Source organism: Kitasatospora sp. NPDC096147 (genome assembly GCF_044763225.1).
Taxonomy (GTDB): domain Bacteria; phylum Actinomycetota; class Actinomycetes; order Streptomycetales; family Streptomycetaceae; genus Kitasatospora.
On sequence record NZ_JBIWFX010000006.1, the window covers coordinates 230,858 to 243,169 of the forward strand.

Annotated in this window: 13 protein-coding genes; 3 read left to right on the forward strand and 10 right to left on the reverse strand. The window is 71.2% G+C overall.

From position 1 onward, the window contains the following. Positions 1-26: 26 nt before the first annotated feature. From ACIRBX_RS21300 to sodN, 4 genes are all read right to left on the reverse strand, one after another. Positions 27-881: an RNA polymerase sigma factor SigF gene (locus ACIRBX_RS21300; RefSeq protein ID WP_402298618.1), complete on the reverse strand. Its 855-nt coding sequence runs from the start codon at positions 879-881 to the stop codon at positions 27-29. A 250-nt stretch (positions 882-1,131) separates the two neighbouring features. Further along, positions 1,132-1,545, reverse strand: coding sequence for an anti-sigma regulatory factor (locus ACIRBX_RS21305; RefSeq protein WP_402298619.1), 414 nt, complete (start codon positions 1,543-1,545; stop codon positions 1,132-1,134). A 256-nt stretch (positions 1,546-1,801) separates the two neighbouring features. Next, entirely contained in the window at positions 1,802-2,278 is a 477-nt protein-coding gene (locus tag ACIRBX_RS21310; protein ID WP_402298620.1) for a GNAT family N-acetyltransferase, read from the reverse strand. Between the two features lie 134 nt (positions 2,279-2,412). Then, complete coding sequence (gene sodN / locus ACIRBX_RS21315) at positions 2,413-2,805, reverse strand: superoxide dismutase, Ni (protein WP_402298621.1); 393 nt, start codon at positions 2,803-2,805, stop codon at positions 2,413-2,415. Between the two features lie 76 nt (positions 2,806-2,881). Between sodN and sodX the strand changes: the two genes are divergently transcribed. Beyond that, positions 2,882-3,238 (forward strand): nickel-type superoxide dismutase maturation protease, encoded by a 357-nt coding sequence (gene sodX / locus ACIRBX_RS21320; RefSeq protein ID WP_402298622.1) that lies wholly within the window; start codon positions 2,882-2,884, stop codon positions 3,236-3,238. Here the strand turns inward: sodX and ACIRBX_RS21325 are convergent. From ACIRBX_RS21325 to ACIRBX_RS21345, 5 genes are all read right to left on the reverse strand, one after another. Beyond that, entirely contained in the window at positions 3,214-3,801 is a 588-nt protein-coding gene (locus ACIRBX_RS21325; protein WP_402298623.1) for a CGNR zinc finger domain-containing protein, read from the reverse strand. The genes sodX and ACIRBX_RS21325 overlap by 25 nt on opposite strands. A 131-nt stretch (positions 3,802-3,932) precedes the next feature. Beyond that, positions 3,933-4,739 carry an amino acid ABC transporter ATP-binding protein gene (locus tag ACIRBX_RS21330; protein WP_402298624.1) on the reverse strand — a complete coding sequence of 269 codons (807 nt, stop codon included), beginning with the start codon at positions 4,737-4,739 and terminating at the stop codon, positions 3,933-3,935. Beyond that, on the reverse strand, positions 4,736-5,632 hold the full coding sequence (locus ACIRBX_RS21335; protein ID WP_402298625.1) for an amino acid ABC transporter permease: 897 nt from the start codon (positions 5,630-5,632) through the stop codon (positions 4,736-4,738). The genes ACIRBX_RS21330 and ACIRBX_RS21335 overlap by 4 nt, the downstream gene beginning before the upstream one ends. Positions 5,633-5,712: 80 nt before the next feature. Next, positions 5,713-6,612 carry an ABC transporter substrate-binding protein gene (locus ACIRBX_RS21340; protein ID WP_402298626.1) on the reverse strand — a complete coding sequence of 300 codons (900 nt, stop codon included), beginning with the start codon at positions 6,610-6,612 and terminating at the stop codon, positions 5,713-5,715. A gap of 261 nt (positions 6,613-6,873) precedes the next feature. After that, on the reverse strand, positions 6,874-7,794 hold the full coding sequence (locus ACIRBX_RS21345; RefSeq protein ID WP_402298627.1) for an ABC transporter substrate-binding protein: 921 nt from the start codon (positions 7,792-7,794) through the stop codon (positions 6,874-6,876). Between the two features lie 612 nt (positions 7,795-8,406). Between ACIRBX_RS21345 and ACIRBX_RS21350 the strand changes: the two genes are divergently transcribed. Then, positions 8,407-9,600, forward strand: coding sequence for an NADP-dependent malic enzyme (locus tag ACIRBX_RS21350; protein WP_402298628.1), 1,194 nt, complete (start codon positions 8,407-8,409; stop codon positions 9,598-9,600). A gap of 155 nt (positions 9,601-9,755) precedes the next feature. Then, on the forward strand, positions 9,756-10,718 hold the full coding sequence (locus ACIRBX_RS21355) for a zinc-binding dehydrogenase (RefSeq protein ID WP_402298629.1): 963 nt from the start codon (positions 9,756-9,758) through the stop codon (positions 10,716-10,718). Between the two features lie 526 nt (positions 10,719-11,244). Here ACIRBX_RS21355 and ACIRBX_RS21360 read toward each other — a convergent pair. Beyond that, positions 11,245-12,312, reverse strand: a complete 1,068-nt coding sequence (locus tag ACIRBX_RS21360; RefSeq protein ID WP_402298630.1) for a PadR family transcriptional regulator — start codon at positions 12,310-12,312, stop codon at positions 11,245-11,247.

Here is a 12,312-nt window from a genome sequence, read left to right on the forward strand (position 1 = left end):
CCCCGCCGACGTCACCTGACGGTCCGTCACTCCTCGACGAGCAGCTTCTCCCGGAGCTGCGCGAGGGTGCGGGCCAGCAGTCGGGAGACGTGCATCTGGGAGATGCCGACCTCGGCCGCGATCTGGGACTGCGTCATGTTCCGGAAGAACCGCAGCACCAGGATCTTCTGCTCCCGGGGCGGGAGTTGGGCGAGCAGCGGCTTCAGCGACTCGCGGTACTCGACGCCCTCCAGCGCCTCGTCGGTGGCGCCCAGGGTGTCGGCCACGGCCGGCGACTCGTCGTCGCTGTCGGGCACGTCCAGCGAGAGGGTGGAGTAGGCGTTGGCCGACTCCAGGCCCTCCAGCACGTCCTCCTCGGAGATGCCGAGGTGCTCGGCCAGCTCGTGCACCGTGGGGGAGCGGCCGTGCCGCTGGGAGAGCTCGCTGGTCGCCGTGGTGAGCGAGAGCCGCAGCTCCTGGAGGCGGCGCGGCACCCGGACCGCCCAGCCCTTGTCCCGGAAGTGCCGCTTGATCTCGCCGACGATGGTCGGGGTGGCGTAGGTGGAGAACTCCACCCCGCGCTCGACGTCGAAGCGGTCCACCGACTTGATCAGGCCGATGGTGGCGACCTGGGTCAGGTCGTCCAGCGGCTCGCCGCGGTTGCGGAACCGGCGGGCCAGGTGCTCCACCAACGGGATGTGCATCCGGACCAGCTGGTTGCGCAGTTCGACCCGCTCGGGCGACCCGTCCTCCAGTTCGGCCAGCCGGACGAAGAGCGCCCGCGCGGCCTCCCGGTCCGGCGCACCGGAGCGGTGCGCCTGGGCCGGGACGGCTCCGGCGACCGGCGGTCGCACCGGCGGGGCGGGCGGCTGGTCGTTCGTCGGGTCTGTCGGCTGGGTCATCCGATGGTTGTCCTTCGGGTGCACGTCGGCGGGGTCGGTTCGGGCAGGGGTCGGCGTGGCGGCGGCCTGCTGGGCCGGCACGGTCACCTCTGCGGTGACGGCCGGGCCCGGGGCCATGCCTGTGCGGTCGAGATCACTCACGGCGGTCACCCGTTCCGTTCCGGGAGCACTTCACTGAGGGTCGTACCGCGCTGCGGTACGGGGGAGCCGTACGCGCGGCCGGGCCGCGCGTACGGCTTCGCGAGTGGGCTCACACCGCGACCGGTGCTCCGCCGCGCTTCTTGTGCAGGCTGATGCTCACGGTGTTGTCCTCGGCGACGACGGACTCCACCTCGCCGGCCAGGGCGGAGAGCACCGTCCAGGCGAAGGTGTCCCGCTCGGGGGCCCGGCCGTCGGTGGTCGGGGCCGCCACGGTGACCCGGAGCGAGTCACCGACCAGACGGAACTCGCAGCTCAGCACGGAGCCCGGGACCGCCTGCTGGAGCAGGATGGCGCAGGCTTCGTCCACCGCGATCCGGAGGTCCTCGATCTCGTCGAGGGTGAAGTCCAACCGGGCCGCGAGACCGGCCGTCGCCGTTCGCAGCACCGAGAGGTACGCCCCCGCCGCGGGCAGCCGGACTTCGACGAAGTCCTTCACTCCGGGATCGCCGTCGATCTGGGACACCCTCACCTCCTGGGTGACGCGCGGTGCTTGCGGCCGGGAGGCCGCGGCACTTCCTGTTGCTCGGTTCAACTGCTCAGCCCCAACTGTGACGAGGGGTGGTGCGGTACGTACCGGTCATACCCATACCGGAGAGGTCGGAACGCCGCGCATCCGCCCGAGACGTTACCGCGCCGGACCGGCGCTTGTCGCGATCCCGGACGTCCGTCACGGGAACGGGCGAAGGAGTTCGAACTCCCGTGGCAGGCACGGTCCTCCGCTACTCGGCGCCGAGGGCGGCCAGCGCCTCGCCGGTCAGCCGGTGCACGGTCCACTCGTCCATGCCCACCGCGCCCAGCGAGGTGTAGAAGCCGATGGCCGGCTCGTTCCAGTCCAGCACGGTCCACTCCAGCCGGGAGTAGCCGTTGCGCACGCAGATCCGGGCCAGCTCGGTGAGCAGCGCCTTGCCGTGGCCGCCACCGCGCGCGGTCGGGCGGACGTAGAGGTCCTCCAGGTAGATCCCGTGGGTGCCGCGCCAGGTGGAGAAGTTCCGGAACCAGAGCGCGAAGCCGACCGCCTCGCCGCTCGCGTCGTCCTCGGCGATCAGGCCGAACACCGCCGGGTTCACCCCGAACAGCGACGCCTCCAGCTGCTCCGCGGTCGCGACGGCCTCCTCGGGGGCCTTCTCGTACTCGGCCAGCTCGCGGATCAGGTCGAGGATCAGGGGGACGTCGGACGGCGTTGCTTCGCGGATCATACGGCGAGCCTACTCGGGCGGCCCGGCGTTCCGGGAAGGAGTTCCGGCGGGTGGACGGGCGGGTGGACGGGTGGCCGGACGCACCGGTGCCCCGGGCTCCGCGAGGGAGCGCCGGGGCACCGGTGAGCGGGGCGTCAGGCAGCCTTCTTGGTCTCCCAGAAGATGCTGTCGATCTCCGCGATGAGGTCCAGCAGGGCCTGGCCGGTGGCCGGGTCGGTGGACGCCTTGGCGGCCGAGGCCGCCTTGCCCGCGTTGTTGAACAGCTCGTGCAGCTGCGGGTACTTCTCGAAGTGCGGGGCCTTGAAGTAGTCGGTGTGCAGCACCGAGAGGTGGTGCTTGACCAGCTCGGCCCGCTCCTCCTTGATGACGATGGCGCGGGCCCGGAAGACCGCGTCCTCGTTGGCCTGGTACTTCTCCTGGGTGGCCTTGACCGACTCGGCCTCGATCCGGGCCTGGGCCGGGTCGTAGACGCCGCAGGGCAGGTCGCAGTGGGCGTGCGCGGTGACGCGCGGAGCGAACAGACGCATAGGGGAGTCCTTCCATAATCGTCTTCCCGCGCCAGAGATTACCCTTCGGTGCGGAGTTCGGCCGGAAGGAGGGTGCATGACGGACCGACAGCAGCCCGGCGGGCTCCTGCCGTTCGGGGTGGTGGTGGTCGCCGGGCCCTCGATGCGCCCGGCCCTGCGGGACGGCGACCGGGTGCTGGTGCGCTACGGCGCCCCGGCGCGCGCCGGGAGCGTGGTGCTGTTCCGACACCCCGTCAGGCCCGGTCTGCTGGTGCTGAAGCGGGCCGCCGGCCGGCGGCCGGAGGGGTGGTGGATGCTCTCCGACAACCCCTTCGTGGAGACCGACAGCCGCCAGTACGGCCCGGTGCCGGGCGAGTTGGTGCTCGGGCGGGTGGTGCTCCGGCTGGGGTGGCCCCGGCGGACGCGCCGTCAGCCGGCGGCCGAGGCCGCCTGACGGGCCTCCTCGCGCTTGCGGGCGCGGTAGGCGGCCACGTTGGCCCGGGTGGCGCAGCGGTCCGAGCAGTAGCGCCGCGAGCGGTTGGTGGAGGTGTCCAGGTAGGCGTTCCGGCAGGGCGCGGCCTGGCAGATGCCGAGCCGGTCGGCGCCCAGCTCGGTGAGGTGGACGGCCAGGCCCATGCAGGCCACCGCGGTGAAGTTGGCGGCGGCGGTCGAGGCGTTGTCGGCCAGGTGCAGGTGCCAGCGCGGTCGGCCGGCCTCGTCCAGGTAGTCGTGGCCGGAGACCAGCGGGCTGACGGGGTACTCCACCAGCAGGCTGTTCAGCAGGTCCACCCCGCGCACCTCGTCGCCCTCGGCGGCGGCCTCGAAGACCCCGCGCAGCCTGGTCCGGACCGCCCGCAGCCGGGGGATGTCGCTCTCGTCCGCGGTCCGGGCCGCCTGGGCCGACGGGCCGAACAGGGCCCGCACCGCCTCGACCGAGGTCAGCGCGTCGGTGCCCCGGTCGGGCTCCTCGCTGTTCACCAGCCGAACGGCGAAGTTGGCGTACGCGGCGAGCTCCACGAGTGGTCCTTCCAGGGCCGGTAACGGGTGAGCTGCCCCCAGGGTATTACCTCGGCGGACGGAAACGGGAGCCCCGGTGAGCCGGAAGGGCTCACCGGGGCTCCCGGGCGTGTCGACGGTACCCCGGCGGGTCAGAGCACCCGGGACAGGAAGGCGCGGGTGCGCTCGTGCCGAGGGTTGGTCAGCACCTCGCGCGGGTGGCCGGATTCGACCACCACACCGCCGTCCATGAAGACCAGCGCGTCGCCGACCTCGCGGGCGAAGCCCATCTCGTGGGTCACCACGATCATGGTCATCCCGTCCTGGGCCAGCTGGCGCATCACGTCCAGCACGTCGCCGACCAGCTCCGGGTCGAGCGCCGAGGTGGGCTCGTCGAAGAGCATCAGCTTGGGCTCCATGGCCAGCGCGCGGGCGATCGCGACGCGCTGCTGCTGTCCGCCGGAGAGCTGGGAGGGGTAGTTCCCGGCCTTGTCGGCCAGGCCGACCCGGGCCAGCAGCTCCAGGCCCTTGGCCTTGGCCTCGGCCTTGCCCAGGCCCTTCACCTGGACCGGCGCCTCGATCACGTTCTCCAGCGCGGTCATGTGCGGGAAGAGGTTGAAGCGCTGGAAGACCATGCCGATGTCCCGGCGCTGGAGGGCGACCTCACTGTCCTTCAGCTCGTGGAGCCGGTCGCCCTTCTGCCGGTAGCCGACCAGCTCGCCGTCCACCCAGAGGCGTCCGGCGTTGATCCGCTCCAGGTGGTTGATGCAGCGCAGGAAGGTGGACTTGCCCGAGCCGGACGGGCCGACCAGGCAGAACACCTCGCCCTGCTTGACCTCCAGGTCGATGCCCTTGAGCACCTCGACGGCGCCGAAGGACTTGCGCACGCCCTCGGCGCGGACCAGTGGCCGGCCGGCGGGGGACGCGGCGTCGGTGGGGGTCTTGTCGAAGCTGGTCATCGGGCACGCCCCAGGGAGGTCAGGTTGGCCTTGATCTTCTGCAGCGGGGTGGCCGGCAGGGAACGGGTGGAGCCCTTGGCGTAGTGCCGCTCCAGGTAGTACTGGCCGATCGAGAAGACCGTGGTGAGCACCAGGTACCAGAAGGAGACGACGAAGAGCAGCTCCATCACCGCGAGGTTGTTGGTGTAGACGTCCTTCGCCTTGGTCATCAGCTCGGGGTAGGTCACCACGTAGGCCAGCGAGGAGGTCTTCAGCATGTTGATGAACTCGTTGCCGCTGGGCGGCACGATCACCCGCATGGCCTGCGGCAGCACCACCCGGACCATGGTCTTGAAGCGGGACATGCCGAGCGCGTGGGCGGCCTCGGTCTGGCCCTCGTCGACCGACTGGATGCCGGCCCGGACGATCTCCGCCATGTAGGCGCCCTCGTTGATGCCCAGGCCCAGCAGGGCGGCGACGAACGGGGTGATGATCGTGTTGGTGTCCTGGCCGAACATGGTCGGGAAGATCAGCGCGAGGTTCCACCAGAGCAGCAGCTGGACCAGCACCGGAGTGCCGCGGAACAGCCAGATGTAGCCCCAGGCGACGGTCGAGGTGACCGGATTGTGGGAGAGCCGCATGACGGCGGCGAGCACGCCGAGCAGCAGGCCGAGCGCCATCGAGCAGACGCTGATCAGCAGGGTGTTCCAGGCACCGAGGAGGGTGTCCTGCTTGAACAGGTACTCGCCGGTGGTCTCCCAGGTGATGTTGCCCTGGGAGAAGGCGTAGACGAGCCAGGCGAGCAGCGCGACCACCACGACGGCGGAGACCCAGCGGCCGTAGTGCCGGACCGGGACGGCCTTGATCTCGTGGTGCGCCGGGACGGTGCCCGGCTCGGAGGAGGGGGTACTCATGCGGGGAGCCTCTCGGGCGTGGCGAGGGGGTGGAACGGCCCCGGGCCCGCGCTGTGGTGCGGGCCCGGGGTGACGACGGGTCAGGAACCGCCGTTGACCGTCACGGAGTCGACCGCGCCGAGCTTCACGTTGTACTTGTCGAGGATCTTGGCGTACTCGCCGTTGGCGATCAGCGCCTCGATGCCGGCCTTGACCGCGTCGCGCAGCTGGGTGTTGTCCTTGGCCACGCCGATGCCGTACAGACCCGGGTCGATCTGCTCGCCGACCACCTCGAAGTCCTTGCCGCCGCCCGAGGTCTGGGCGTTGTACGCGGCCACCGGGTAGTCGTTCAGGTCGGCCACGGCGGCGCCGGACTTCAGCTTGAGCAGGGCCTCGCCGTCGTGCTCGTAGCCCTGGATGGTGATCTCGGGCTTGCCGGCCGTCTTGCACTTCTCGGACTGCGCCTGGGCGGTCTCCTCGTTGACGGTGGCCTTCTGCAGCGCCACGGTCTGGCCGCAGAGGTCGTCGAGCGACTTGATGCCCTTCGGGTTGCCCTTCTGGACCAGGATCGAGGTGCCGGCCTTGAAGTAGTCGACGAAGTCGACGCCCTTGCCCTGGCGGTCCTTGTTGTCGGTCATCGCCGACATGATCAGGTCGATCCGCTTGGTGGAGAGCGAGGTGATCAGGGTGTCGAAACCGGCGTCCTGGATCTGGAACTTCACGCCGAGCTGCTTGCCCAGTGCGTCGGCCAGGTCCGGGTCGATGCCGGTGATCTTGCCACCGTCCTTGTACTCCACCGGCGCGTACGCGACCTCGGAGCCGACCTTGACGACGCCGGCCTTCTGGATGTCGGCCGGGAGCTTGGAGTACAGCGGGGCCGAGGAGCCGGCCGCCGTGGTGTCGTCCTTCTTGTCGTCGCCGCAGGCGGTGAGCACCAGCGAGGCGGTCGCGATCAGGGCACCGGCGGCGAGGAGGCGGGTGCGCGGGTTACGGACGGTCATGGGGGGAGTCTCCTCCTGTGGGAGAGGCTTGGGCGGAGCGCGCCGCTGGCGGCGTACACGGGGGCCGGGGCTGTCGCCACCCTCCGCCGAGGTGGGCTGAAGCGATCCGAGTTGGTGGGAATCCTGCCACCAGGAATTCGGTAACGGACCACTATTCAGATCAAAATCGGATAACGAGGGGCCGGAGTGTCCGCTATCCGGACGAATACCGTGTCCCTGTCACTGCGTGTATAAGTATGCGGACCTGAAGGCTCCGGAGCGTCAGAACCCGCCGTTGACCACGGCGTTCTGCGCGGCGCCGGCGGACACGTTCCACTGGGTGAGGATCCGGTCGTACTCGCCGCTGCGGATCACCCGGTCCAGTGCCTTCGCCAGCGCGTCGCGCAGCGCGGTGTTCTCCTTGGTCAGCGCGATCCCGTACGGGCCGGGCTGGATCTGGGCACTGGCCACCTCGAAGGCCTTGCCGCCGTCCTGCTGCTGCGCGACGTACGCCGCCACCGGGAAGTCGTTCAGGTCGGCCACCGCGCGCCCGGCCTTCACCTCGGCGAGCGCCTTGTCGTCGGTGTCGAACAGCTTCACCGTGAGCGGCTTGGAGCGCCGCTCGCAGGCCGCGGTCTGCCGGGCCACGATCGCGTCCTGGGTGGTGCCGCGCTGGAGCGCGACGGTGTGGCCGCAGAGGTCGTCGAGCGAGGCGATGCCCTTCGGATTGCCCTTCTTGACCAGGATCGAGGTGCCGGCGATGAAGTAGTCGACGAAGTCCACCCCGGGATTCGTCTGGTTGCCGTTGTCGTCGGTGCCCTCCCGGCGCTGCCGGTTGTCGCTCAGCGCCGACATCACCACGTCGTACTGCTTGGCGTGCAGTCCGGGGATCAGCTGGTCGAACGGGGTGTCCTGGAACTCGACCCGCAGGCCGAGCTGCTTGCCGATCGCCTCGGCGATGTCCGGGTCGAGCCCGGTGGCCTGCCCGTTCTGGTCCTTGAACTCGACCGGGGCGTAGTTCAGGTCGGAGGCGATCCGCAGGACGCCGGCGTCGCGGACGGCGGCCGGGAGCATCGCGCGCGGGTCGTCGGTCTGGCTCTTGGGCGCGGCCTGGCCGCCGCAGCCGGTGAGCAGGACCGAGCCGACCGCCAAGGCGGCAGTGGTTCGGGTGATCTGAGGGGGTATGAGGGATTTGCGCTGCATGAGGGTGCTGCTCCTCCTGTGGGAGAGGTTGTGCAGTCCCGACGGGTTGCGGGTGTCCGGAGTGTGGCATCCCGACCTGCCACGACAGGTCTCGGGTGTGTCAGAATCGGGTATCGGGTGACCCCCGATCAGAACCCCAGGCCGCCGGGTCGCGACAGACCCGGGGCGCGCAGAACCGGAAGTCGGGTACGCAGACTCCGGATTCGAGGCGCCAGCTCCCCTCCGTGTCTGGTGTTCAACTCCTGCGGGTGTGCGTGCACGATCGCCGTCGTCGGCGCAGGGCCGTCGGTACTTCCGAAACCTTCGGCCGTCAACTGCCTGACCTGGTGATGACGTGTGCGTGAAGAGGACAGAAAGGCATAGGTGCGATGCCACTGTCCGGCCTAGGCTCAAGATCCGGTTCCCGCCGGATCCGGTCCCGGGCAGACCGGAAGCACAACCGCAGAGACACCCCTAAAACCCTCATTCGAGGGCGCCGCCCGACGGCAGCGCCCCGACCCCTCGTCCGGGAGCCCTTCGGCGTCCCGGGTTTTCGGCATCCCGCCCAGGGGTGCCCGAGCGGGTCCCGGCCCGTCGAGCGCGCTCTCGCTGATCAATGACGAAGAGGTCATCGTGGCAGCGGAGATCATCCACACCAGCACTGAGACCGACGACCCGGTCGACGCCGTTTTCGCGCTCCACCGGGGCGGGAAGATGGAGGTCCGGGCGACGGTGCCGGTGCGCGATGCGGACGACCTGTCCCTCGCCTACACCCCCGGTGTCGCCAAGGTCTGCACGGCCATCGCCGAGCAGCCCGAGCTGGTCAACGACTACACCTGGAAGTCCAACGTGGTCGCCGTCGTCACCGACGGCACCGCCGTGCTCGGCCTGGGCGACATCGGCCCGGAGGCCTCGCTGCCCGTGATGGAGGGCAAGGCGATCCTGTTCAAGCAGTTCGGCGGCGTGGACGCGGTGCCGATCGCGCTGGCCTGCACCGGCGTCGACGAGATCGTCGAGACCGTGGTGCGGCTCGCCCCGTCCTTCGGCGGCGTCAACCTGGAGGACATCTCCGCCCCGCGCTGCTTCGAGATCGAGCGGCGGCTCCAGGAGGCCCTGGACATCCCGATCTTCCACGACGACCAGCACGGCACCGCGATCGTCACCACCGCCGCGCTCTGGAACGCCGCCAAGGTGACGGGCCGTGAGATCGGCTCGCTGCGCGCGGTGATCTCCGGCGCGGGCGCGGCCGGCATCGCCATCGCCAAGATGCTGCTGGCCGCCGGGATCGGCGACGTCGCGGTCTGCGACCGCAAGGGCGTGGTGTACGACGGCCGGGGCGACCTGACCGACGTCAAGGCCGAGATCGCCGCGATCAGCAACCGGACCGGCCTCAAGGGCTCGCTGGCCGACGCGCTGGCCGGCGCCGACGTCTTCATCGGCGTCTCCGGCGGCACCGTCCCCGAGGACGTCGTCGCCACCATGGCCGAGGGCTGCTTCGTCTTCGCGATGGCCAACCCGAACCCGGAGATCCACCCCGAGGTGGCCCACCGCTACGCGGCCGTGGTCGCCACCGGGCGCTCGGACTTCCCGAACCAGATCAACAACGTGCTGGCCTTCCCCGGCATCTTCGCCGGTGCGCTCCAGGTCCGGGCCACCCGGATCACCGAGGGCATGAAGCTGGCCGCCGCCGAGGCACTGGCCGCCGTGGTCGCCGACGAGCTGACCCCGCAGAAGGTCATCCCCTCGCCGTTCGACCCCCGGGTCGCCCCGGCGGTCACCAAGGCGGTGGCCGAGGCCGCCCGCCGCGAGGGCGTCGCGCGGGTCTGACGCTCCGTCCGTCGGCCGGGCGCCCACGGGCCCTGACTCTCACGGGCTCTGGCGCTGAAGGGCTCTGGCACTCACGGGACGCGGGTGTGACGGTTACCGCCGTCACACCCGTGTCCCGTTCCGGTTAGTGGTGGTTCACCGCTAGTGTCCGGTCCATGTTCGCCGCCTACGCAGCCCGCATCGACGCCGACGACCCGCTCAGCGCACTGGAGTTGGGCGAGCTCCCGGAGCCGGAGGCCCGCCCCGGATGGAGCGTGGTGACGGTCAAGGCCGCCACCCTCAACCACCACGACCTCTGGTCGCTGCGCGGGGTGGGCCTGCCCGCCGAGCGGCTGCCGATGATCCTCGGCTGCGACGCGGCCGGGATCGACGAGCACGGCAACGAGGTGGTCATCCACTCGGTGATCGGCCAGAGCGGCCACGGAGTCGGCCCGGACGAGCCGCGCACCATCCTGACCGAGAAGTACCAGGGCACCTTCGCCCAGCGGGTCGCCGTCCCGACCTGGAACCTGCTGCCCAAGCCGGCCGGGCTCTCCTTCGCCGAGGCCGCCTGCCTGCCCACCGCCTGGCTGACTGCCTACCGGATGCTGTTCACCAAGGCCGCCGCGAAGCCCGGCCAGACCGTGCTGGTGCAGGGCGCCGGCGGTGGGGTGGCCACCGCGCTGATCGTGCTGGCCAAGGCGGCCGGCCTGCGGGTCTGGGTCACCGGCCGGGACGAGGCCAAGCGGGCCCGGGCGGTGGAGCTCGGCGCGGACGCCGCCTTCGAGAGCGGTGCCCGGCTGCCGGAGCGGGTGGACGCGGTGATGGAGACCGTCGGCGCCGCGACCTGGTCCCACTCCGTCAAGTCGCTGAAGCCGGGCGGCTCGATCGTCATCTCCGGTGCCACCTCGGGCCCGAGCCCGAAGGCCGCCGAGCTGAACCGGATCTTCTTCCTGGAGCTCAGCGTGCACGGCTCCACCATGGGCACCAAGGAGGAGCTGGCGGCCCTGCTCGCGCTCTGCGGGACGGCCGGCGTGCGGCCGGTGATCGACACCGTGCTGCCGCTCACCGAGGCCCGGGACGCCTTCGCCCGGCTCGCCAAGGGCGAGGTCTTCGGCAAGCTCGTCCTCGAACCCTGACGCTCGGGCGGTGCTCCGCGCCCGGGCTGCCCGGAGGGCAGTCAGGGGCGCGGGGAACTGCGCGCAGGGGAACGAACTGACCCGTGTGCCGGGTACGGGGTTCACTTGCAAGTGAGTGTCCGTACCCGGCACACGGGTCTCGTTCTTCCGTCTCGCGCAGTTCCTCGCGCCCCTGGGGCGTGCCCTGCCGGGCCGGGTGCCTTGCTTGGGGCTCGGGGTGCTCGTTGGGTGGTCAGGGGCGCGGGGGAACGAACTGACCCGTGTGCCGGGTGCGGGGGTTCACTTGCAGGTGGGTGTCCGTACCCGGCACACGGGTCTCGTTCTTCCGCTTCGCGCAGTTCCTCGCGCCCCTGGGGCGGGTGCCTTGCTTGGGCAGTCAGGGGCGCGGGGGTGTGCGATGACTCGTGTGCCGGGTACGGGGGTTCACTTGCAGGTGGGTGTCCGTACCCGGCACAGGGGTCTCGTTCTTCCGTCTCGCGCAGTTCCTCGCGCCCCTGGGGCGCTTGCCCTGCCCCCGGCCGGGGGGTCAGCCCCGGGTGCGGCGGAGCCGGTCGGCGGCGGCGGCCAGGGTGGCCTGGGCCTCGGCGAGGCCGGCCCGGGTGACGCCGGAGTCGCGGGCGGCGTCCCGGACCTGGTCGCGGAAGCGGTCGAGGAGGCGCTCCAGCTCGCGGGCCGGGTCGCCGTTCGGGTCGGTGACGGCCCAGCCGGGCAGGTCGGCCGGCTTCTCGGTGGTGCGCTCCCCGGTGGGCTTGTCGAAGTCCACCCGGGAGGCCTTGAGGTCCTCGGTGACGGTGCCGGCGCCCCACTTGGCGGCGTCGGCCAGCCCGGAGAGCGAGCGGGTGATCTCGGCCAGGCCCTCGGACAGGCCGGTGGACCAGTCACCGCGCGAGGCGGCCTCCTTGACGTGCTGCTCGACCCGGCGCTTGATCCGCAGCGCCTCCTGCTGGGCGGCGGCCCGGGAGGCCTTGGCCTCCTCGCGCAGCCGGCGGGCCTCCGCCTCGGCGGCCTTGGCCTGCTGCTTGGCGGCCCGCTCCTGCTCCTTGGCGCGCTTGGCCTGCTCCTTGGCCTGCGCCTTGAACTGGGCGAACTCCTCCTTGGCGCGCTTCCAGGACTCCTTCTCACCCCAGGGACCGGTCCACGGGTCACCGGTCCGCTCACCGGCCCGCTGCTCGCCGTCCGACTCCCCCTCGGGGGCCGGCGCGGCCTTCGGCGCGCCCTTGGCCGCGCCCCAGATCTCCTCCCGGAGGTCCTTGGCGATGTCCCGGACGTCCTCCCGGATCGCCCCCGCGAGCTGGGCCACCGAGTCCCGGATCTCCACCTCCAGCTCGGCCAGCTCGGCCTGACGGTCCGCCAGCTCGGTGCGGCCGGCCTCGGTGAGGCGGTAGACCTTGCGGCCACCCTCGGTGCTCTGGGTCACCAGGCCCTCCTGCTCCAGCTTCGCCAGCCGGGGGTACACGGTGCCGGCCGAGGGTGCGTACAGGCCTTCGAAGCGCTCCTCCAGCAGGCGGATCACCTCGTAGCCGTGGCGCGGGGACTCGTCCAGCAGCTTGAGCAGGTAGAGGCGCAGGCGGCCGTGGCCGAAGACGGGGGTCAT